The sequence below is a fragment of the Mesorhizobium sp. WSM4829 genome, assembly GCF_055811475.1.
Genome location: NZ_JBVVQJ010000037.1, coordinates 35523 through 57150 on the forward strand (window position 1 = coordinate 35523; position 21628 = coordinate 57150).

Here is a 21628-nt window from a genome sequence, read left to right on the forward strand (position 1 = left end):
TTTAATCGGGGTTTTTTTTTGGCGCCTTGCCTGACCATATGTCGGGGTACCATCTAAATCGGGGGCCGGGGGGGGGGGGGTATCGGGCCCCACACTAAGGGCCCGCGCGCAAACCCGCGCGCCCCTTTCTGTTTTCGGGACGCCATAGGATAGTTTGGCGGGGTGGTACGTCGCGCCCGCGGCATGGCGGTTCGCATTCTCGCTGCCATTCTCCTCGGTATTTTGCTATGTCGGCTGCAACGCTTCCAGACAAAGGCTTAAGCTCAATGTCCCTGTCCGACGACAGCCGTTATCTCCGGGGCGGTCCGGTCGCCCAACGCATCATCGCCTCGGTGCGCGAGGATGCAGCGATCGCCACCGCCGAAGGCTTTCCGGCCAAACTGATATCGATCACCGTCGGCGACACGGCTGCAGTCGATGTCTACGTGCGCAACCAGCGCGCCAAGGCGGCACTGGCCGGTATCGGTTTCGAGGAAAGACGATTTCCCGCCGACATCACCGCCGGCGAACTCGAAGCAGCGATCCATGGCCTGAATGCCGATCCGCGCGTCACCGGTATCATCATCCAGCGGCCGGTGCCGGTGCATATCCCGATCAAGACGCTGCAAGCGGCGGTGCATCCGCTCAAGGACGTCGAGGGCATGCACCCAGCCTCGATCGGCAACATCGTCTACAACCAGCTCGACCTCGCACCCTGCACGGCGGCCGCTTCGGTCGAATTGCTCAGGGAAACCGGTCTCGATCTCAAGGGGCTCGAGGTCGTCATCGTCGGCCACTCCGAGATCGTCGGCAAGCCGATCGCCTTCCTGCTGATGAGCGAAGGCGCGACGGTGACGGTGTGCCATCACATGACGCGCTCGGTGGCAGCGCATGCGCGGCGTGCCGATGCGCTGTTCGTCGCCGTCGGCAAGCCGCGGCTGATCAAGGCCGATATGGTCAAGCCCGGCGCGGCCGTCATCGATATCGGCATCAATGCCGAGATCGGACCGGACGGGGAGAGCCGCATCGTCGGCGACGTCGACGCCGAGAGCGTCAAGCATGTGGCGTCCTGGATCACGCCGGTGCCGGGCGGCGTCGGCCCGATCACCGTGGCGATTCTTTTGCGCAACACGATGGTGGCGCTCAGCCGGCAGCGCGCGCGCTACCATGCGACCTATGGCGTGGTGGACAAGCTCGCGGCGGAATAAGCCGGCAGCGCCGGTGGATCACTCCGCTGCAACGGCTGCCCTGCTGTCCGGAACGCCCTCCGGCTGCGGCCCGCCATAAGCCCAGTCGAGCAGCTTTATCGTATGCACCACCGGCAGCTTCGCGGCAGAAGCAATCTGGGTGATGCAGCCGATGTTGCCGGTGGCGACGATTTCAGCACCGGTCGCCTCGATATTTCTGACCTTGCGGTCACGCAGTTGAGCCGAAATCTCCGATTGCAAAATGTTGTAAGTGCCGGCCGAGCCACAGCACAAATGCCCCTCGCGCGGCTCGCGCACGACGAAGCCGGCCTTGGCCAGAAGCTCCTTCGGCTGGCGGGTTATTTTCTGGCCGTGCTGCATCGAGCAGGCGGAGTGATAGGCGACGATGGTGCCGGGCTTGCGCACCGGCTCGGGCAGATCGATGCTTGCCAAATATTCGGTGATGTCCCTGGCCAGCGCCGACACCCGCGCCGCCTTGTCGGCATAGGCGGGATCGAGGCGCAGCATGAAACCATAATCCTTGATGGTGGTGCCGCAGCCCGACGCAGTGATGACGATGGCATCCAGCCCGCCTTGCTCGATGGCGCGCGTCCAGGCGTCGACATTGCGCCTGGCCGAGGCAAGGGCTGCCGCCTCGCGGCCCATGTGATGCACCAGCGCACCGCAGCAGCCCTCGCCCTCGGGAACCACGACCTCGACGCCGAGCCGCGTCAGCAGCGCGATCGTCGTGTCGTTGATGGCGGGATCGAGCACGGACTGCGCGCAGCCGGTAAGGATGGCGACGCGGCCATTTTTGCTCGTGCCCTGCCCGGCATGAATGCCCGGTGAAGCCTTTGGCGAGGCCGCAGGAACCGACGCCGGGGCGAGCTTGAGCATCGCACCCAGCGGCTTCAGCGCCGGGAGCTTTTCCAGCAGTCCGGCGAATGGCTGGCCGAGCTTTGCCAGCTTGAGCGCAGCGCGAAACCGCGAGGGATAAGGCAGGACCAAGGCCAGCATGGCGCGGGTCAGCCGATCGGGCAGCGGCCGCTTGTAGGTTTCCTCGATATGGACGCGGGCGTGGTCGACCAGATGCATGTAGTTGACGCCCGACGGGCAGGTTGTCATGCAGGCGAGGCAGGACAGGCAACGGTCGATATGGGTGACGATCTGCTTGTCGGCCGGTCGGCCGTTCTCCAGCATGTCCTTGATCAGGTAGATCCGCCCGCGCGGCGAATCCAGTTCGTTGCCAAGCGTCACATAGGTCGGGCAGGTGGCCGTGCAGAAGCCGCAATGCACGCATTTGCGCAGGATCTTTTCCGATTCCGCGACATGCGGATCGGCAAGCTGGGCAGCTGAGAAATTGGTCTGCATCTCGTACCTCCTAAGCCATGCGGCCGGGGTTGAGGATCGCCTTCGGATCGAATTCGGCTTTGAGCCGCGCCGACAATGCTGCCAGGTGCGGCGCCTGCGGCTCGAACACCGGCACAGCGGCGCGATGCGAAGGGGCGGCGCGCACCAGCGTCGCATGGCCGCCGCCATACTGTCTCACCAGTGCGCGCAGAAGATCGGCTTCGGGATCGCCATGCTCCATGCGCAGCCAGATCAGTCCGCCCTGCCAGTCATAAAAGGCATCGACGGCCGCCTGCATGCGCAGCGCCAGCACCATCTGGTGGCCTTGCGCCGGCGCCATCGACACGCGCCACACCGGCTTTTCCAGGCCGTCGGCAAACGGCGCGCAATCGCGGACATCGCGCCAGACAGAATGCGAGACCTCGCCCGAGATTTCCTCGAGCGGGCCGGCATTTCCGAGCAGATCTTTCAGCGCAGCAATGCGGTAGGCGACCGACGGCCCAAACCCCTCGACGCGCAGCAATGTCGCGGCGGTGCTGCCGAGACCGCCGCCGGCGACCCGTGCGGCAACGCGTTCGGGAAGATGGGCAGCACTCGACACTTCGGCGCTGGAGCCGAGCGCCAGCGCCATAGCGGCCGCGGCATGATCGTCGAGCAGGCCGCGCACAGCCAGCGTGACTTCGGTCTCGGCAGCGGGCAGCACCTTGAAGGTGACGTCGGTAAGAACGGCAAGCGTGCCCCAGCTGTTGGCCATGAGCTTGGACAGGTCATAGCCGGTGACGTTCTTGACCACGCGGCCGCCCGATTTGAACGCCTCGCCACGCCCCGAAACCGCTGCTATGCCAAGAATATGGTCGCGCGCCGCCCCCGCCTTCAGCCGGCGCGGACCGCAAAGGTTCGCGGCCAGTACGCCGCCGATCGTGCCTTTTCCCTTTTCGCCGCCGAGCAGCGGGCCATAATCCAGTGGTTCGAAAGCGAGTTGCTGGCCGTTTTCGGCAAGCAGTTTTTCGATCTCGGCCAGCGGCGTGCCGGCCTTTGCTGACAGCACCAGTTCAGCCGGCTCGTAGAGCGTCACGCCTGACAGTTTCGACAGGTCGAGCGTGTGCTCGGTCTGCAGCGGACGGCCGATTCCACGCTTGGAACCATGGCCGAGGATTTCGAGCGGCGTTTCTTCCGCCGCTGCCCAGGCGACAGTGGCGAGAGTTTCGGCGGTGGTGGCGGCGGTGAAGGTGGTCATCGCTGCAGAACTTGGGTTCCTCGCCCCCACAGAGTGGGGGAGAGGTGGTTTGCGAAGCAAACCGGAGAGGGGGCAATCATAGGGCGTCGTCCCCGATCTTCTTGGCCGCAAAAACGAAGCGCAGGTCTGGGGCAGACACGTCTTCGGCTAATCGCCCTTCCAGTGCCGCGAGAATAGTCTCGCAAACGCTCCTCGGTTTTTTCAGAACGTCGAAGTTCCAGAATCGTATCACCGAGAACCCTTCACCGCGCATGAATTCATCGCGCCGTCGATCGTAGGAATTGTCGGCGTGCTGACTTCCGTCCAGTTCCACGACCAGCCTTTCGCTGCGGCACGTGAAGTCTGCAAAATACGGTCCAATCGGCATCTGGCGCACGAATTTGTATCCGCCTAGCCTTTTGGCCTTCAGCTCGTTCCAGAGGGTCGCTTCCGCCTGATTGTCGCCGCGGCGAAGCGCGCGGGCACGTGTGATCCTCTCAGGTGAACGCCGGCTCGGCGTGTCGGTCGCCCCCCTCTCCGTCTCGGGCTTTGCCCGAGCCACCTCTCCCCCGCTTTGCGGGGGCGAGGAACCGCCATTCCGCGACGCTACCATCAAAACCTCGGAATATCCGGAAACGCCGTCTGGCCGCGATGCACGTGCATGCGTCCGAGCTCGGCGCAGCGGCGAAGCTGCGGAAACACCTTGCCCGGGTTGAGCAGATGGTTGGGGTCGAAAGCGCATTTGACCCGCATCTGCTGGTCGAGGTCGATCTGGTTGAACATTTCCGGCATCAGGTCGCGCTTCTCGACGCCGACGCCGTGCTCGCCGGTCAGCACGCCGCCGACCTTGACGCAGAGCCGCAGGATGTCGGCGCCGAAACTTTCCGCCTTGTCGAGCTCGCCCGGCACGTTGGCGTCATAGAGGATCAGCGGATGCAGATTGCCGTCGCCGGCATGGAAGACGTTGGCGACCCCGAGCCCGTATTTTTTGGAGAGTTCCCGCATGCCGTGCAGGACGCGCGGCAGTTCCTTGCGCGGGATGGTGCCGTCCATGCAGTAATAGTCCGGCGAGATGCGGCCGACCGCCGGAAAGGCCGCCTTGCGGCCGGCCCAGAAACTCAGCCGCTCCTGCTCCGATTGCGAGATGCGGCATGTGGTCGAGCCGTTCCTATAGGCGATTGCCTCAACCAGGCCGATCAAATGATCGACCTCGACGCCCGGCCCGTCGAGCTCGACGATCAGCAGCGCCTCGACATCCAGGGGATAGCCGGCATGGACGAAATCCTCGGCCGCATGGATCGCCGGGCGGTCCATCATCTCCATGCCGCCCGGGATGATGCCGGCGCCGATGATGTCGGCGACGCATTGACCGCCCTGCTCGCTGGTCGGGAAGCCGATCAGCAGCGCGCGAGCCGTCTCCGGCTTCTTCAGGATGCGCACGGTGACCTCGGTGACGACGCCGAGCAGCCCTTCGGAACCGGTCATCACCCCGAGCAGGTCGTAGCCTTCCGCGTCGAGATGCTTGCCACCGAGCCGCACCACCTCGCCGTTCATCAGCACCATCTCGATGCCGAGCACATTGTTGGCGGTAAGGCCGTATTTGAGGCAATGCACGCCACCGGAATTCTCCGCGACATTGCCGCCGATCGAGCAGGCGATCTGGGAGGATGGATCGGGGGCGTAATAAAAGCCCTCCTGCTCGACGGCGGTGGTGATGCCGAGATTGGTGACGCCCGGCTGGGCGACGACGATGCGGTTGGGAAAATCGATCTCGAGAATGCGGTTGAACCTGCTCATCACCAACAGCACGGCGTCTTCCAGCGGCAGCGCGCCGCCTGACAGCGAGGTGCCGGAACCGCGCGGCACGACGCGGATGTTGCGGTCGTTGCAATATTTCAGCACGCGCGAGACCTGCGCCACCGTTTCGGGCAGCACCACGACCAGCGGCAATTGCCGATAGGCGGTGAGGCCGTCGCTCTCGAAGGCGCGCATCGAATTGGCCGCGTCGACGACGCCCTCGCCGGGCACGATGATGCGCATATCGGCGACGATCTCGTCGCGCCGGCGCATCGTGGCGTCGTCTGGCTTCGGCATCAGCAGGCCGGACATCGACAGTTCCTTCGATCGACTGGTAAAAATCTTTTACCAGCGGCAGGCGCTTGTTGCAAATCCTGCTTTGGCCGAAATCGGGACGATCTTGCGCGGGTCGGCGAGAGGGAAGCGCTGACTTTCTCCCCCCTCTGTCGCCTTCGGCGACATCTCCCCCTCAAGGTGGGAGATTGCCTGCCTGCTCGCCTGCCGGCTTGGCGGGTTCGGAGTGCAGGCGGCGCACTCGGCGCACGCCCCACCAGACCAGCAGGATGGCGAGCGGCACCGAGGCGGCGGTGACGACCTCGGGCGCGACGGCATGGCCGAAGATCGAGGCGCCCTTGGCGAGGTAGCCGATGAGCCCGACGACGTAGTAGGAGACGGCGGCGACCGAGAGACCCTCCACCGTCTGCTGCAGCCGCAACTGCAGGCGGGCGCGGTTGTTCATCGACGCCAGCAGATCGCGGTTCTGCTTCTCGACCTCGACGTCGACCCAGGTGCGCAGCAGCGTGGTGGCACGGGTGAGCTTGGTCGACAGATTGGCCTGACGCTCCTCGACCGAACGGCAGGTGCGCATGGCGGGGGCGACGCGGCGCTGTAGGAAGCCGCCCCAGGTGTCATAGCCGGGCACCGCCTCTTCCTCCAGCGCCTCCAGCCGTTCGCGGACGATGCCGTCATAGGCGCGGCTGGCGCCGAAGCGATAGAGGCTGGAGGCTGCATCGGCCTCCAGTTCGGCGGCAAGCTCGGTCAGGTCGGCAAGCAGCGTCTGGTTGTCGCGGGTTTCGGCGACCTTCATTTCCAATGTGGTCTGCGCCAGCCTGTCTTCGATGCGGCGGGCGCGACCGGACAGCATCAGCGCCAGCGGCAGGCCAAGCATGGCCAGCGTGCGGTAGGTTTCGATATCGATCAGCCGCTGCGCCAGCGCGCCGGTGCGTGCCGGCGTCAGGCCGCGGTCGAGCACCAGCATGCGGGTCATGCCGTCACCGTCCTGGCGGAAATCGGTGACGATGGCGGCGTTGCCGCGCTCGACCAGCGAATAGCACAGGCTGGTCGGGTCGAAGCCAGCGATCAGCCTTTCGCTCGCCTGCGTCCATTTGCGGATTTCGAGCCTGATGCCGGAAATCACCGTTCCCGGCGGCGAAAAGCCGTTGCCGAAAGGCGAACCTTCCTGGCGCTGGCCGCTCTCGGAGAGCGGTCCTTCCCATAGATAGGTGGAGAATTCCGTATGCCGTTCCCAGCGCAGCGAGCCCTTGCCCCACTTCATCGCGTGGTGGCGGGCATGAGGGTCAGGCGCGGCGATGCCGAGGCGCCGCGACAGTTCGGAAAGCACCGCCTGGTCGACGCCGGATCCGGCTTCGGTCATGAACGAAAGCTGCACCAGAACGCGCGGTTTCTCGACCAGCGGATGCGGACGGGCGTGAACCTCGCCGAGCGCGCCAGGCCGTCCCTCATGCGCGGGAAAGCCCAGGACGCTGCCCTCGACGCGCGGCTGGAATTTTGGATTGGACGGGTCATCTGCCACGGCTGGTCCCCCGGGCCTGGTGCACTCGCGTCCCTCTAGAGCCAATTGCCGGGGCAAGCAAACAACAAATTAGCCGAAAGCGATATGCCGGGCGACATCGGCTTCGGCCAAGCGGGCGAACTGGATAAATAATTTGACCAGTTGCTGACACTGGCCTTATCCTGCGCGACACCGGTTCAATCCCCAGGCCATCCCCGTTGAGCGACATTTTCTCCAGAATCGAGCATTCCCGCACCGCCGACGAGGTGGTGCAGCAGATCGAGAGTCTGATCCTCGAAGGCGTTCTGCGCACCGGCGACAGGCTGCCGGGCGAGCGCGAGCTGGCGCGCCGGTTCGAGGTGTCGCGGCCGATCCTGCGCGATGCGCTGAAGGCGCTGGAGGGGCGCGGGCTTTTGACGACCCGGCCCGGCGGCGGCACCCATGTCGCCGACGTCATCGGCCAGCTGTTCACCAAGCCGGTGACGGACTTGATCTCCATGCACCGCAAGGCGGCGACCGACTATCTGGAATACCGCCGCGAGATCGAGGCGGTGGCGGCCGAGTATGCGGCGCGGCGCGCCACATCAGACGACCTGGCGCTGCTCGATCGCATCATGGCGCGCATGGACGAGGCGCACCGGACCGGCAATTTCGACGACGAGGCGGAAATCGACGTCGAGTTCCACCACGCGATCTGCGAATGCGCGCACAACATCATCCTGTTGCACACGCTGCGCTCGTGCTACCGGCTGCTGTCGGAGGGCGTGTTCCAGAACCGGCTCCTGGTGTTCAACGTGCCGGGCGCGCGCGAGGCGCTGCTTTCGCAGCACCGGGCGATCTACGCAGCGGTCAAGGCCGGCGATCCGGCGGCCGCGCGGCAGGCGGCGATGGACCACATCACCCATGTCGAACGCACCATGGCCGAGGCCGAGCGCAGCGGCGACTGGCAACGCGTGTCGCGGCTGAGGCTGATGCAGCGCTCGGAAGCCGGCGACAGCGAGCCGGCACGAAAACGCTCGTGAGCGCCGGCCAAGAATTGCGACGAATTAGCGAACCATCAGCGGGAAGCCCATGAGCATGATCCTCACCATCGCCGATCTCAAGGACCTGGCGCGCCGCCGCGTGCCGAAGATGTTCTTCGACTATGCCGATTCCGGTGGATGGACCGAAAGCACCTACCGGGCCAATGAGGAGGATTTCCAAAGGATCAAGTTCCGCCAGCGCGTGCTGGTCGACATGAGCAACCGCTCGCTGGAATCGACCATGATCGGCGAGAAGGTGGCGATGCCGGTGGCGCTGGCGCCGACCGGCATGACCGGCATGCAGCACCCCGACGGCGAGATGCTGGCGGCGCAGGCGGCGGAGGAATTCGGCGTGCCGTTCACGCTGTCGACAATGAGCATCTGCTCGATCGAGGATGTCGCATCGGTGACCAGGAAGCCGTTCTGGTTCCAGCTCTATGTGCTGCGCGACAAGGATTTCGTCCTCAGTCTCATCGACAGGGCAAAGGCGGCGAAGTGCTCGGCGCTGGTGCTGACGCTCGACCTGCAGATCCTCGGCCAGCGCCACAAGGACATCCGCAACGGGCTGTCGGCGCCGCCGCGCTTCACGCCGAAGCATGTCTGGCAGGTGGCGAGCAGGCCGGGCTGGTGCCTTGGCATGGCCGGCACCAAGCGCCGGACTTTTCGCAACATCGTCGGCCACGCCAAGGGCGTCGGCGACCTCAACTCGCTGTCGTCGTGGACGACGGAGCAATTCGATCCGCATCTGTCGTGGAAGGACGTCGCCTGGATCAAGGAGCGCTGGGGCGGCAAGCTGATCCTGAAGGGCATCCTCGACAAGGAGGACGCGCTGATGGCGGCCAAGACCGGCGCCGACGCGATCATCGTCTCCAATCATGGCGGACGCCAGCTCGACGGCGCGCCGTCGTCGATCTCGGTGCTGGAAGAAATCGCCGACGCGGTCGGCGACACGATCGAAGTGCATATGGATGGCGGCATCCGCTCTGGCCAGGACGTGCTGAAGGCGCTGTGTCTCGGCGCCAAGGGCACCTATATCGGCCGGCCTTTCCTCTACGGCCTCGGCGCGCTCGGCAAGGAAGGAGTCACCAAAGCCTTGGAAATCATCCGCAAGGAGATGGACATAACGCTGGCACTGTGCGGAAAGCGTCTGGTGACCGACATGGGCAAGGATCAGCTTCGGCGTTAGACTCCCGTGGCGGCATGATCACGGAGATGGAAGCATTGACTGCCCCCGGCATCCACTTTCTCGACGCGCGCGGACCGGAAGGCATGCGCATCTATGCGGTCGGCGACGTGCATGGCCGGCTCGACCTGCTCGCCGCCATGTACCGCCGGATTGCGGCCGAGATCAGCCAGGCGCGGCCGGTCGACTGGCGTGTCGTCCATCTCGGCGACTATGTCGACCGCGGCCCGGACTCCAAGGGCGTTATCGATTTCCTGATCGAAGTGCGAAAACGCGACCCGCGCCACCTGATGCTCGCCGGCAACCACGACATCGGCTTCCTAGACTTCCTCGACACTCCCGATGCGGACGGGCTTTTCATGCGCTATGGCGGCATCCAGACCGCGCAATCCTATGGCGTAGCGCTCAATGAAGGTGGTGGCGCGTGGTTCGGCAGGTCCGAGGCGGCATTGCGGCAAGGCCATGCAGCGCTTGTCGAGGCCGTGCCGAAAAGCCATGTCGAGTTCCTGCAGTCGCTGCCGTTTTCACTGACCTTCGGCGACTTCTTCTTCTGCCATGCCGGCATCCGGCCGGGCATTGCGATGGAAAGTCAGAGCGCGCAGGACCTGATCTGGATCCGAGATGTCTTTCACAATCATTCCGGCCTGCATCCAAAGATCGTGGTGCATGGCCACACGCCGGTGCCGGAGGCCGAGGTGATGGTCAACCGCGTCAATATCGACACGCTCGCCTACCAGACGGGAAACCTCAGCGCGCTCGTCGTCGACGGTGCCGACAAGCGTATCCTGGTGGTGTCAGGCGAGAGGGGTTAAAGCGCTTAGCGAAGCGCGGCGGTGACGCCGTAGCCGTCGACGGCGTTGTGGTTGTTGGCTACGTCGCCGGCGTAGGTGCCGAAGCCGCACAACACTATGGCCGACAACATGACAAAGGACAGAAGCGCTGCTTTCACGGACGTCATCTCTTGGTTAGGCTTTCTGCATCTGTGCACGGGGTGGGTTACGAATGGGTTGAAACGGAAAATGCGTCTCAAAGTTTCGACGATTTCGCTGCTTTTAGGCATGTTCTGTATCGGCGATGTGTCGCGCGAGTGACCCAAAAGGTTCATCGCGTTGCACGGACGATGCAGAGCGGGTGCCTTCTAGGGTGGCGGGCGGCCACAAGCCAAGCACGAAACATGCTGTCCACAGCGGATTTTTGCCGGCGTGCCAAATATGCAACGTCGATACTGACTGATCAGATCGTCGCCACCCAGGCGCGGGCGATGGCCAGCCCGGCGGCATCGGCAGCCGCTCCGTGGCGGGCCATTTCGTCGTCGAGCCGATCGCTCCAGTCCGGGTGCCGCTCGGCAATGAGCGATGCGAAGGATGCGCTCCAGTCGCGGACCATCGGCCGGTCCGCCTCGAAATGGAACTGAAAGCCATAGACGGCACGGCCGATGCGAAACGCCTGGTTCTCGGCGACGTCGTTGCCGGCGAGCCGCACGGCATTTTCGGGCAAGACAAAGGTGTCGTCGTGCCACTCGAAGATCGGGAAATCTTCGGGCAGCGCGCCGAGCACCGGATCGGCCGTCGCCGCCGGCGTGAGCGAGACCTTGTGCCAGCCGAATTCCGAGGCGCCGCCGATCCGGTTCTCGCCGCCGAAGGCGCGCGCCACCAGTTGGCTGCCAAGGCAGATACCGAGCACGGCGCGATCCTTGCCGGCGAAATCGCGCGTCAGGTCGAGAAGTTCAGGAAAATACGGGCAGATCTCGTCGTCCAGCGCATTCTGGGCGCCGCCGAGCACGACCATGGCGTCGTGCGCAGCGCTGTCCTGCGGCAGCATCTCGCCACAATAGGGCCGGCGCAGATCGATATCGGCGCCTGCCTCGACAAGAGCCGCGCCGATCTGGCCAAGGCCCTCGCTGTCGAAATTCTGGACCACCAGCACCCGCATCGAAAAACCTGCTGACATGAAAACGATGCGACGAGCGATATCATGCCGCCGTCATTCCGGCCAAGATACGTATTCGGGGAGAAAGCTATGCCACTGCAGAATCGGGTCGACCCGTTCGGCGTCATCCACGCCGTGCCGGAGCGCGGCCTGTTCATGGGCAATCGCGGCATCATCCATGACCCCGAAACGAAGACGCTGCTGAAAAAACGCTGGGCGCTGCAGGCCTGGATCATCTGCGTCTGCGAATTCCGCGATGTGCGGCGCGAGCCGATGGGCCGCAACAGGCAAAGCGACGACCAATCGGGGGGCAAGGCCGGCTGGACCGAATTGTTTTTCCTGGACGAGGTGACCGCGCTCTCGGCCGGGCATCGGCCCTGCTTCTTCTGCCGGCGCGAGCGGGCCAGGGACTTCGTCCGGCGCTTCGGCATGGCCTTCGGCATTGCCGCGCCGCGCGCACCACAGGTCGACAAGCGGCTGCATAGGGAGCGGCTGGCGTCGGGTGGGCAGGCACCGGTCGTATCCGTAGAAGAGCTTGCCGGGTTGCCGGACGGCGCCATGGTTGCGGACGGCGGCAATGCCTATGCGATGCGCGGCGGCAAGGCGCTGCGCTGGTCGTTCGCAGGCTATTGTGATCGTGTGGGGGGCGATCCGGTGGACGGCGATACCGTGGGGTTCGGCGGTTTTGCCGACCGTCCAATCCGCCTGCTCACGCCGGCGACCACCGTTGCCGTGCTGAGGCAAGGCTATGTGCCAGTGTGGCATCCCTCGGCCGAGACTTGACGCCAAGAGCCGGCTCGCCCATTCCTCGGCGATGCGCGCCAATTACAAGATGCAGCGGCTGTTCGTGCCGGACGACCTCGGACCGGATATCGAGTTCGAGGCGAGCCCGCAGCAGGGCCATTACCTGATGCATGTGCTGCGGCTCGGCGAGGGCGCCGAAATCCTGTTGTTCAACGGCCGCGACGGCGAATGGTCGGCTTCTATCGCCGCCAGGTCCAAAAAGACGGTGCGGCTGAAGGTGCTGGCCTTGCAGCGGCCGCAGCCGCCGCTGCCCGACCTCGTCTACTGCTTTGCGCCGCTTAAGCAGGGTCGGCTCGACTATCTGGTGCAGAAGGCGGTCGAGATGGGCGCCGGCGTCCTGCAGCCGGTCATTACCCAGCACACGCAGGTGGCAAAGCCCGGCATCGAACGGCTGCGCGCCAATGTCGTCGAGGCCGCCGAACAATGCGGCATCCTTGCGGTGCCGGAAGTGCGCGAAGCGGAAAAAATCGAGCGCCTGCTGGCCGGCTGGGACAAGGAGCGGCGGTTGATCTACTGCGACGAGGATGCTTCCACCAACAATCCGCTGCCGGCGCTGCAGGCGGTGCGGGAGAAGAAGCTCGGGCTGCTGGTCGGCCCCGAGGGCGGGTTTTCCGACGAGGAACGAAGGATGCTGCGGGCGCTGCCTTTCGTCACCGCGATTCCGCTCGGGCCGCGCATCCTGCGCGCCGACACGGCTGCGGTGGCGGCGCTGGCGGTGATACAGGCGACAATCGGCGATTGGTGAGGCACTTCCCTTCTCCCCTTGTGGGCCTTGTGGGAGAAGGAAGAAGCAGCCAATCAATTCCAGTTACCCTGTGGCTCAGGATTTTTCGCTTGATCGCCTACTGACATTTCGTCCATCTAGCGCCGGCGGTCGTCCGACCACCTACAGCGCCGCGCGTCCTTTCGGACGCGCAAAGGACGCTGTAGCACTTGATTGGGCACATGATCCTTTCCGAAAATCGAAGCCGATTTTCGGGGTCATGTGCTAGAGGACTTGTAATGGCGCGCGACACAACCGATTTCCGGCCGATCGAAGGCGTCGACGAGCTTGTCGAGCACCTGGCTGAAGGCAACAAGCCGCGCGACAAATGGCGCATCGGCACCGAACACGAGAAATTCCCGTTCTATGTCGACGGCAATGCGCCGGTGCCCTATGGCGGCGAGCACGGCATCCGCGCCATTCTCGAAGGCATGCAGGAAAAACTCGGCTGGGATCCGATCATGGATGCCGGCCGCATCATCGGCCTGGTCGAGCCGACCGGCCGGGGAGCGATCTCGCTGGAACCCGGCGGCCAATTCGAACTGTCCGGCGCGCCGCTGGAGACGATCCACCAGACCTGCCGCGAGGGCAATGCGCATCTGGCGCAGGTGCGCGAGATCGCCGAGCCGATGGGCATCCGCTTCCTCGGCCTCGGCGGCAGCCCGAAATGGTCGCTGGCCGAGACGCCGAAAATGCCAAAGTCGCGCTACGAGATCATGACCCGCTACATGCCCAAGGTCGGCAGCAAGGGCCTCGACATGATGTACCGCACCTGCACCATCCAGGTGAATCTCGACTTCGAGAGCGAGGCCGACATGCGCCGCAAGATGCAGGTGTCGCTGAAGCTGCAGCCGCTGTCGACGGCGCTGTTCGCCAACTCGCCGTTCACTGAGGGCCGGCCCAACGGATTTCAGAGCTGGCGCGGCGACATCTGGCGCGACACCGACAACCAGCGCTCGGGCCTGCTCGACTTCTGCTTCTCGCCCGATTTCGGCTTCGCCGACTATGTCGAATGGGCGCTCGACGTGCCGATGTACTTCGTCATCCGCGACGGCCACTACCACGACATGACGCACGTCACCTTCCGCCAGTTCATGGCAGGTGCGGCCCGCAACGAGATTTCTGACGGGCTGCCGACGATGGGCGATTGGGCGAACCATTTGTCGACGCTGTTTCCCGACGTGCGATTGAAGCGTTTCCTTGAAATGCGCGGCGCCGATGGCGGACCGTGGCGGCGCATCTGCGCGCTGCCGGCTTTTTGGGTCGGGCTGCTCTACGACGCGGCGGCGCTCGACGCGGCCGAGGCGCTGACCTCGAGCTGGAGCTATGAAGAGGTGCTGGCGATGCGCAACGCCGTGCCGGAACAGGGCATTTCGGCGCCGTTCCGCAACACGACACTGCGCGAGATCGCCCGCGACGTGCTCGTCATCTCGCGCATGGGGCTGAAGAACCGCGGCCGCAAGAACCGCGACGGCTATGACGAAACGTCGTTCCTCAGCACGCTGGACGAAGTCGTCGCGCGCGGCACCACCAGCGCCGAGGAGCTGGTTTCCGCCTATCATACGCGCTGGGGCGGCTCGATCGAGCCGGTGTTCATGGAGTATGCGTATTAGCCGTTTGCTATCGGCTTGGCTGACAGCTCGGGAAACGCGCTTTCCGAAATCGATTCCGATTTTCGGGCCGATGCGGTAGGCTCTCCTACGAGGATTTTCCCGAGGAGAAAACCAATGGCTTCCTTGTTCGACATTCTGGCGCAGGCGCAGAACGGCAACGGCATGCAGGCCCTGGCCCAACAGTTCGGCCTTTCGCAGCAGCAAGCGCAATCGGCGGTCGAGGCGCTGCTGCCGGCCTTTTCACAGGGGCTGAAGCGCAGCACCTCCGACCCCTACGGGCTCGGCGCGTTCATGACGGCAATGGCCAGTGGCCAGCACGCCAAATATTTCGAGGACGCAGGCCGTGCCTTCTCGCCGCAGGGCGTCGATGAAGGCAACGGCATTCTTGGCCATCTGTTCGGCTCAAAAGACCTGTCCCGCGCCGTTGCCAGCCAGGCAGCGCATGCGAGCGGCGTCAGCCAGCAGATCTTGCAGCAGATGTTGCCGGTCGTGGCTTCGATGATGATGGGCGGCCTGTTCAAGCAGACCACAAATCAGATGCAGGCGGCAGGCGGATTCGGCGGCGGCAGCAATCCGCTCGGCGAGATCATCGAGCAGATGATGCGGCAGGCCGGCGGCGGCGCGCAGGCGCCGCAACAGCGCCAGGCACCGCAGCCCGGCCCGATGGACAATCCGTTCGGCAAGGTGCTGCAGGACATGTTCGGCGGCGCGCAGCAGCCGCAGGGTCAGCCGCAGCAGGCGCCCAATCCCTACGGCGACAATCCGCTCGGCAAGGTGCTGCAGGACATGTTCGGCGGCGGCGCGCAACAGCCGCAGCGCGAAGCGCCGCAGCAACGCGAAGCGCCGCAGCCGCAGACCAATCCGAGCGGCAGGCCACGCAATCCGTTCGACGATTTGTTCGGCAAGATGTTCGAGGCGGGCGCGCAGCAGCGTGACGATTACCAGAAGGGCGTGGAATCGATCTTCGAACAATTCAAGCGAGGCATGGACCGGCGCTAGCGTGGCAAGCACCCGAGTCGAGATCCTGTGAGCAGAAGATTGGAGCAGATGCGCCGCAACCCTCGCGGCGATTGGTCAATATCGGATGTAAAGGCAGTTTGTGACGAGGCAGGCGTCCATTGTGTGCCGCCAAGATCCGGTGGGTGGCATTACAAGGTCTATCATTCAGCAATGACCGACATTCTGACCGTGCCTTTCAAACGCCCCATCAAACCCGTATATATTCGAAAACTCGTGGCATTCATCGACGAGGCAAAGAGACATGACGGGAAAACTTGAATATCCGGTCGTCATCGCACCGCTGGCTACGGAAGACGGGGGCGGATTTTCGGCGCTGGTACCTGGCCTGCCCGGCTGCATGAGCGATGGCGATACTCCTGAAGAGGCCATCGCGAACGTCCAGGACGCCATATCATCCTGGATAGAAGCCGCGCACGAAGTTGGTAGATCGGTACCACGGCCGTCGCGAAGCTGGCCTTCGCCTGATTTCAAAAAGAAAAATGCCCGATCCTTGGGAAGACCGGGCAGTGTGCAGGCGGGCCGGCGGGGAAACCGGCAGGGAGTGGGGGCCTGCGAAGTCCTTTAGCGCCGTGCCCCAAAGGCACGCGGCCAGCGCGATCAGGTCACCTGCGGGCAAGATCCTCGATCGTTTCTGTGCGATCGGCCGCGATGACGCGAAGCCTCTCGGTTGGATCGCGGCCAAACGGCACCTCGATGGCCACGTGGAGATCGGCGCGCGTCAAGCCGATGTCGGCAAGTTCGGCGTCCGACATCTCGCCAAGGCGATAGAAGGCGCGGCGGTTTTTCCAGGCGCGATAGACGCTGGAGATGGTGTTGACCACGCGCGTCGCAATAGCCGGACGCGACGTGATGCGCGAAGTCTCGGTGGCGAAATCAAACGTAGCCATGTCAGTCTCCTTCATTCGAACGGACGAAGACGCGCGATCGGCGCTGGCAACAGCGGCCGTTCCGGTCCCGATTCACATAGAAAATGCAGGTCGTTGTCCTAAAACCGGTGACCACTTTTAGGCGACCTGCATTGCCGTCATGTGGACAGTCGTAAATTTGCCATCGTTCGATTGATTAATCCAACGAATGTTTCTAATCTTTAACATCAACACTAGTGATGGATGGGACCGATGAAAGCGCCACTCGATCTCGATCAACTGCAGACCTTCGTCTCGATCGTCGACACCGGCAGCTTCACCCGCGCGGCGGAAGCGGTGCATCGGACCCAGTCGGCGGTGTCCATGCAGATGCGCCGGCTGGAGGAGCGGATCGGCAAGCCGCTGTTCGAAAAGGACGGGCGCACCAACAGGCTGACCGAGGAAGGCGACAGGCTGCTCTCCTACGCAAGACGGTTGCTGTTCCTCAATCGGGAAACGCTGGCCGCCTTCGACGACCGGCGGCTCGAAGGCACGATCCGCATCGGCACGCCGGACGACTATGCCGATCGCTTCCTGCCCGAGATCATGGCCCGCTTCGCCCGTTCCAACCCACGTGTCGAACTGACCGTGATCTGCGAGCCGACACCGGGGCTGGTCGAGCATATCAAGCGTGGCAATCTCGATCTGGCACTGGTGACGCATAGTGACGCGCACGGCCAGTCGGAAGTGGTGCGGCGCGAACCGCTGCTGTGGGTGACTTCGGCCAACCATGCGACGCATGAACAGGACGTTCTGCCGATGGCCTTCGGCCGGCCGAACTGCATCTGGCGGCGGGCAGCGGTCGACGTGCTCGACCGGCAGAACCGCGACTACCGCATCCTGTTCACCAGCTTCTCGGCAACCGTCATCACCGCCGCGGTGCTTTCCGGCCTGGCGATCTCGGTGCTGCCGGAATGCGCGCTGCGCCCCGGCATGCGGGTGCTGGGCGACGCCGACGGGTTCGGCGTCCTGCCCGATTGCCGCATCGGCATCATGCGCGGCCAGACGTCGCGGCCGGAGATCGTCGACGCGCTGGCCCGTCACATTTCGGAAAGCCTCGACAATATTTCCGTGCCGCTCGGCGAAGAGACGGGAAGCTTCGACTTCGCGGCCTTTTCGAAGATGAAGCGGGGCAAGCCGAACCAGATCGTGCCGGGGTGGTAAGGATCAGGCGGAAACTGCTGCCGGCGTGCTGTCCTTGCCAGGCAAAAGGCCGGCCAGCCGCAGCAATTGCGCCGGCTCCAGCGGCAACGACAGCAGGTGGCCCTGAAACTCTCGGCAGCCCATGGCGACGAGCAGCGCCTTTTGCTCCTCGGTCTCCACGCCTTCCGCGGTGACGCCGACGTTGAGAGCGTCGGCAAGATCGACCAGCGCCCTGACGATCGCCGCCGAACTCTCGTCGCGGCCGAGGAGGTTCACGAAGGAGCGGTCGATCTTGAGCTTGTCGATGGCGTGGCGGCGCAGATAGTTCAGCGACGAATAGCCGGTGCCGAAATCGTCGAGCACTATGGCGATCCCCGACCGGCGCAAGGCAGCCAGAGCCGCCCTGGTCGTATCGTTGTTGTCCAACAGCACGCCCTCGGTGATCTCGAGCTGCAGGCGCCCTGGCGCCAATCCGGTCTCGGCGAGAACTGCCGCAAGCTGCTCGGCGAAACCGGTGTCGCGCAGTTGCAGCGGCGACACGTTGACGGCCACCCAAGGCAATTCGGTGCCGACAGCGAAGCGGCAAGCCTCTTGCAGCACCCATTTGCCAAGCTGGCCGATCATGCCACGTTCTTCGGCGATGGCGATGAATTGTGCTGGCGGCAAGCCACCATGGACCTCATGTCCCCAGCGGATCAGCGCCTCGGCACCGAGGATCGTGCTGCCGTCCGCCGCAAAGATCGGCTGATACGCCAGCTTGATCCCGGTTCCGCCATTCAGGGAATGGCGAAGCTCGCTCTCAACCTGGCGCTTGCGCAACAGGAGGTCGTCCATGTCGCCGGCAAAGACCTGGTAGCGGCCGCGGCCGTTCTTCTTGGCTTCATAAAGCGCGATATCGGCCTTGCGCAGCAAGTCATCCGCATCGGCATCCGGACCGGTCGACAATGCTATGCCGATGCTGGCGCTGACAAAAACCTGGTCGTCGGCCAGCTTGAACGGCTCCTGCAGCTTTTGAAGCAGACCCTCCGAAACATCCTCGGCGCCTCGGATGTCGTCAACATCAATCAGGATCATGGCGAACTCATCGCCGCCGAGCCGTGCCACCGTGTCGACCTCCCGGATTGCCTGCTGGAGCCTCGCGGCGGTCTGGCGGACAAGCTCGTCGCCGGCAGGATGGCCAAGCGTGTCGTTGACGTGCTTGAAACGGTCGAGGTCGAGATAAAGCAGTGCCACTTTGGCTGTTTCGTGACTGGCCGTGAGCAAAGCGCGCCGGAGCCGGTCCTCGAACAGCGCCCGGTTGGGAAGGCCGGTGAGCGTGTCGTGGAAGGCGAGATACTGCGCCTCGGCCTGACTGGTCTGCAGCGCCGACGATGCACGGCGGAGGCGGCGCAGCAGGAATGCCAGGACACCTGCCGCGAGCAGCGCGCCACCGATCAGGGCCGGCCCTGCCTCGCGCACAAGCGCGCTGCCGGGCCGCTCCTGATCCCAGCCGGCATAAGCCAGGATGACGCCGTGTGAGTCGACCAGCGGAATGGCAGCCCCGCCGACCGGCTGCGACAACGGCAGCAGGCGGGCGCCCGCCAACAGATATTGCCCGGCGATCTTGGCCAGCAGCGCGTCGGTGATGAAGTCCACCGAGATATGAAGGTATTCGCTGCCAGGCGTCTGGATGACGCGGTCGGAACTCGGCACCAGCGGCATGATGCTGAGGATGGCAGGTTTCCCGTCAAGCTCCACCAGATCCCCTGCGGCCAATTTGACCGGACCGCCGGCCAGGTCTTCTTTCGCCGGCTCGCGGATCAACCGGCGCACCCTTTCGACCGTGGGCAACAGAACCGGTTCATCCTCGCTGTAACGCGCCGGCGCCAGCACGTTTCCTTCACGCATCGCATGGACCGGACGATCGGCGGCATCCAGTACATAGACGCGATCATGCCCATAGTAGGAATACATCCAGACGCTGATGTTATCGATCATCCAGTCCACGTTGCCGGCCTTGGCATTGATGACGGAATCGTCCCAGACTGCGATGCTTTCCTGCTCGCGATCCACCGCCGCCATCCGGTCCCGCATGCCGTTGGCGAAAAGGATTTTCTGCCGCTCGAGGGAGACGCTATCCGCCTGCACAGTGGCGTAAGAGCCAAAGCCGACGACCATGGCAAGCGCGAAAATGGCAAGCGCCATCACCGTCAGCGTGACCTGGAACGTTAATGGGCTGCGTTGAAGACGACGGCTCATGCGTCCTGGCCACTCTCTTTTCCGCACAGTCATCAGATCGGGTTAAGATCGGGTTATGACGTCGGCTACGAGCGACGGCCTTGACGCCGGCCAACAACCGCCCCCCAATCGGCCAATGAGCGACGCAGCATCCGAATCACGTACCAACGCCGCCGAATACACGGTTAGCGAGATTTCCGGCGCGCTGAAGCGAACGGTCGAGGACGTCTTCGGCAATGTGCGGGTGCGCGGCGAAATATCAGGCTATCGCGGGCCGCACTCCTCCGGCCATGCCTATTTCTGCCTCAAGGACGACCGCGCACGGCTCGACGCCGTGGTCTGGAAGACCACGATGGCCCGGCTGAAATTCCGCCCCGAAGAAGGCATGGAAGTGATCGCCACCGGCCGGCTCACCACCTATCCCGGAAAGTCCACCTACCAGATCGTCATCGACAATCTGGAGCCCGCCGGCGCCGGGGCGCTGATGGCACTGCTGGAAGAGCGCAAGCGCCGGCTGCAGGCCGAAGGCCTGTTCGATGCCGGCCGCAAGCGCTTGCTGCCGTTCATGCCGCGCGTCATCGGCGTCGTCACCTCGCCGACAGGCTCTGTCATCCGCGACATCATCCACCGGATCAAGGACCGGTTTCCGCTGCATGTGCTCGTCTGGCCGGTGCGGGTGCAGGGCGAAACGGCCGGCGCCGAAGTGACCGCCGCCGTCAACGGCTTCAACGGACTGGCGCAGGATGGCGTCATCCCGCAGCCCGACCTGCTGATCGTGGCGCGCGGCGGCGGCAGCCTCGAGGATCTTTGGGGGTTCAATGACGAGGCGCTGGCCCGCGCCGTCGCCGCCTCGCGCATTCCGGTGATTTCCGCCGTCGGCCATGAAACGGACTGGACGCTGATCGACCTGGCGGCGGATGTGCGGGCGCCGACACCGACGGGTGCCGCCGAAATCGCCGTGCCCGTGCGCGCCGACCTCGAAGTGACGCTTGCCGGCCTTGGTGCGCGGCTCAAGGCCGCGGTATCGCGCAATTTCGAGCGCAAGCGCCAGGCGGTGCGTGCCGCCGCCCGGGCGCTGCCCTCGCCCGACCAGTTGCTGGCATTGCCGCGCCGGCGTTTCGACGAGGCGACGAGCCGGCTTGGCCGGGCGCTGTCCGTCAGCGTCCAGCGCAAGCGAGCCAGGCTTCAGGCGCAGCGGCTGACGCCGGCCACCCTGTCGCGACGCATGAACGAGGCCCGCACACTGGCCGGCCGCGACCTCGGCCGCGCGCAAGCGGCGTTCTTCGCCATCGTGCGCGAGCGGCGAACGCGGTTTTCGCGCACCGCGGCGCGGCTGTCGCCGGCGCCGCTCGCAAGGCGGCAGAAATTGCAGGCAGATGCCCTGGTGGCGCTGTCGCGACGACAGGACCGGGTGATTTCGGTGCGGCTCGAGCGCTTGCGCGGGAAACTGACCCAGGCCGACCGGCTGCTGGCGACGCTGTCGCACAAGGCGGTGCTGGCGCGCGGCTTCGCCCTGGTGAAAGACGCCGACGGTGCGGTGATCAAGCAAGCGGCGGAAGTGACGCCGGGGCTGGCACTTTCGCTGGAGTTCGCCGACGGGACCGCCGATGCGATTGCGACCAGCGGCACGGCACGGCCGAAAACTGTTGCAAAGCCGGCCGCCAAAGCCAAGGAGCCTGGCAGCCAAGGCTCGCTGTTTTGAGTGCCG

Annotated in this window: 20 protein-coding genes; 11 read left to right on the forward strand and 9 right to left on the reverse strand. The window is 64.6% G+C overall.

From position 1 onward, the window contains the following. The first annotated feature begins 266 nt into the window (after positions 1–266). On the forward strand, positions 267–1187 hold the full coding sequence (locus AC0L17_RS27385) for a bifunctional 5,10-methylenetetrahydrofolate dehydrogenase/5,10-methenyltetrahydrofolate cyclohydrolase (protein WP_287055869.1): 921 nt from the start codon (positions 267–269) through the stop codon (positions 1185–1187). An 18-nt stretch (positions 1188–1205) separates the two neighbouring features. On the opposite strand, the gene glcF is transcribed toward AC0L17_RS27385, so the two are convergent. The 5 genes from glcF to AC0L17_RS27410 all read right to left on the reverse strand — a co-directional run bounded on the left by glcF (position 1206) and on the right by AC0L17_RS27410 (position 7342). Continuing rightward, a complete protein-coding gene (gene glcF / locus AC0L17_RS27390) occupies positions 1206–2537 on the reverse strand; it encodes a glycolate oxidase subunit GlcF (protein ID WP_473518093.1) in 1332 nt (443 codons plus the stop codon). Positions 2538–2547: 10 nt separating this feature from the next. Then, the gene (locus tag AC0L17_RS27395) at positions 2548–3753 is read right to left on the reverse strand and encodes an FAD-binding protein (RefSeq protein ID WP_473518094.1); all 1206 of its coding nucleotides are present in this window, start codon (positions 3751–3753) and stop codon (positions 2548–2550) included. A gap of 76 nt (positions 3754–3829) precedes the next feature. Further along, positions 3830–4294, reverse strand: coding sequence for an endonuclease domain-containing protein (locus AC0L17_RS27400; protein WP_473518095.1), 465 nt, complete (start codon positions 4292–4294; stop codon positions 3830–3832). A 50-nt stretch (positions 4295–4344) separates the two neighbouring features. Further along, positions 4345–5841 carry an FAD-linked oxidase C-terminal domain-containing protein gene (locus AC0L17_RS27405; RefSeq protein WP_473518096.1) on the reverse strand — a complete coding sequence of 499 codons (1497 nt, stop codon included), beginning with the start codon at positions 5839–5841 and terminating at the stop codon, positions 4345–4347. A gap of 157 nt (positions 5842–5998) precedes the next feature. Continuing rightward, positions 5999–7342, reverse strand: a complete 1344-nt coding sequence (locus AC0L17_RS27410; RefSeq protein ID WP_473518097.1) for a DUF3422 family protein — start codon at positions 7340–7342, stop codon at positions 5999–6001. 197 nt (positions 7343–7539) lie between these two features. On the opposite strand from AC0L17_RS27410, the gene AC0L17_RS27415 reads away from it, so the two are divergent. From AC0L17_RS27415 to AC0L17_RS27425, 3 genes are read left to right on the forward strand one after another with little or no spacing between them, the layout of a single operon-like run. Next, positions 7540–8343 (forward strand): FadR/GntR family transcriptional regulator, encoded by an 804-nt coding sequence (locus tag AC0L17_RS27415; protein WP_127318954.1) that lies wholly within the window; start codon positions 7540–7542, stop codon positions 8341–8343. Between the two features lie 49 nt (positions 8344–8392). Further along, on the forward strand, positions 8393–9529 hold the full coding sequence (locus AC0L17_RS27420; RefSeq protein WP_473518098.1) for an alpha-hydroxy acid oxidase: 1137 nt from the start codon (positions 8393–8395) through the stop codon (positions 9527–9529). Between the two features lie 35 nt (positions 9530–9564). Beyond that, positions 9565–10338, forward strand: a complete 774-nt coding sequence (locus AC0L17_RS27425) for a metallophosphoesterase (RefSeq protein WP_473518113.1) — start codon at positions 9565–9567, stop codon at positions 10336–10338. A 5-nt stretch (positions 10339–10343) separates the two neighbouring features. Here the strand turns inward: AC0L17_RS27425 and AC0L17_RS27430 are convergent, their stop codons facing one another. Both AC0L17_RS27430 and AC0L17_RS27435 read right to left on the reverse strand, forming a co-directional pair. Beyond that, positions 10344–10475, reverse strand: coding sequence for a hypothetical protein (locus AC0L17_RS27430; RefSeq protein WP_455850037.1), 132 nt, complete (start codon positions 10473–10475; stop codon positions 10344–10346). Positions 10476–10759: 284 nt separating this feature from the next. Continuing rightward, complete coding sequence (locus tag AC0L17_RS27435; protein ID WP_473493497.1) at positions 10760–11458, reverse strand: type 1 glutamine amidotransferase; 699 nt, start codon at positions 11456–11458, stop codon at positions 10760–10762. 87 nt (positions 11459–11545) lie between these two features. Between AC0L17_RS27435 and AC0L17_RS27440 the strand changes: the two genes are divergently transcribed. From AC0L17_RS27440 to AC0L17_RS27460, 5 genes are all read left to right on the forward strand, one after another. Beyond that, a complete protein-coding gene (locus AC0L17_RS27440; protein ID WP_473518099.1) occupies positions 11546–12238 on the forward strand; it encodes a hypothetical protein in 693 nt (230 codons plus the stop codon). A 31-nt stretch (positions 12239–12269) separates the two neighbouring features. Continuing rightward, positions 12270–13004 (forward strand): 16S rRNA (uracil(1498)-N(3))-methyltransferase, encoded by a 735-nt coding sequence (locus AC0L17_RS27445; RefSeq protein ID WP_473518114.1) that lies wholly within the window; start codon positions 12270–12272, stop codon positions 13002–13004. Between the two features lie 257 nt (positions 13005–13261). Beyond that, complete coding sequence (locus AC0L17_RS27450) at positions 13262–14635, forward strand: glutamate--cysteine ligase (RefSeq protein ID WP_473518100.1); 1374 nt, start codon at positions 13262–13264, stop codon at positions 14633–14635. A 114-nt stretch (positions 14636–14749) separates the two neighbouring features. Further along, on the forward strand, positions 14750–15634 hold the full coding sequence (locus AC0L17_RS27455; RefSeq protein ID WP_473518101.1) for a DUF937 domain-containing protein: 885 nt from the start codon (positions 14750–14752) through the stop codon (positions 15632–15634). A 262-nt stretch (positions 15635–15896) separates the two neighbouring features. Continuing rightward, positions 15897–16220, forward strand: a complete 324-nt coding sequence (locus AC0L17_RS27460; RefSeq protein WP_473518102.1) for a type II toxin-antitoxin system HicB family antitoxin — start codon at positions 15897–15899, stop codon at positions 16218–16220. A 37-nt stretch (positions 16221–16257) separates the two neighbouring features. Here the strand turns inward: AC0L17_RS27460 and AC0L17_RS27465 are convergent, their stop codons facing one another. Continuing rightward, positions 16258–16542: a DUF1127 domain-containing protein gene (locus tag AC0L17_RS27465; RefSeq protein ID WP_473518103.1), complete on the reverse strand. Its 285-nt coding sequence runs from the start codon at positions 16540–16542 to the stop codon at positions 16258–16260. A 231-nt stretch (positions 16543–16773) separates the two neighbouring features. Here AC0L17_RS27465 and AC0L17_RS27470 point away from each other — a divergent pair, with 231 nt between their 5' ends. Further along, on the forward strand, positions 16774–17724 hold the full coding sequence (locus AC0L17_RS27470) for a LysR substrate-binding domain-containing protein (protein ID WP_473518104.1): 951 nt from the start codon (positions 16774–16776) through the stop codon (positions 17722–17724). Positions 17725–17727: 3 nt separating this feature from the next. Here the strand turns inward: AC0L17_RS27470 and AC0L17_RS27475 are convergent, their stop codons facing one another. Continuing rightward, positions 17728–19941, reverse strand: a complete 2214-nt coding sequence (locus AC0L17_RS27475; protein ID WP_473518105.1) for a putative bifunctional diguanylate cyclase/phosphodiesterase — start codon at positions 19939–19941, stop codon at positions 17728–17730. A 115-nt stretch (positions 19942–20056) separates the two neighbouring features. Here AC0L17_RS27475 and xseA point away from each other — a divergent pair, with 115 nt between their 5' ends. Then, a complete protein-coding gene (gene xseA, locus AC0L17_RS27480) occupies positions 20057–21622 on the forward strand; it encodes an exodeoxyribonuclease VII large subunit (protein WP_473518106.1) in 1566 nt (521 codons plus the stop codon). Positions 21623–21628 lie beyond the last annotated feature (6 nt).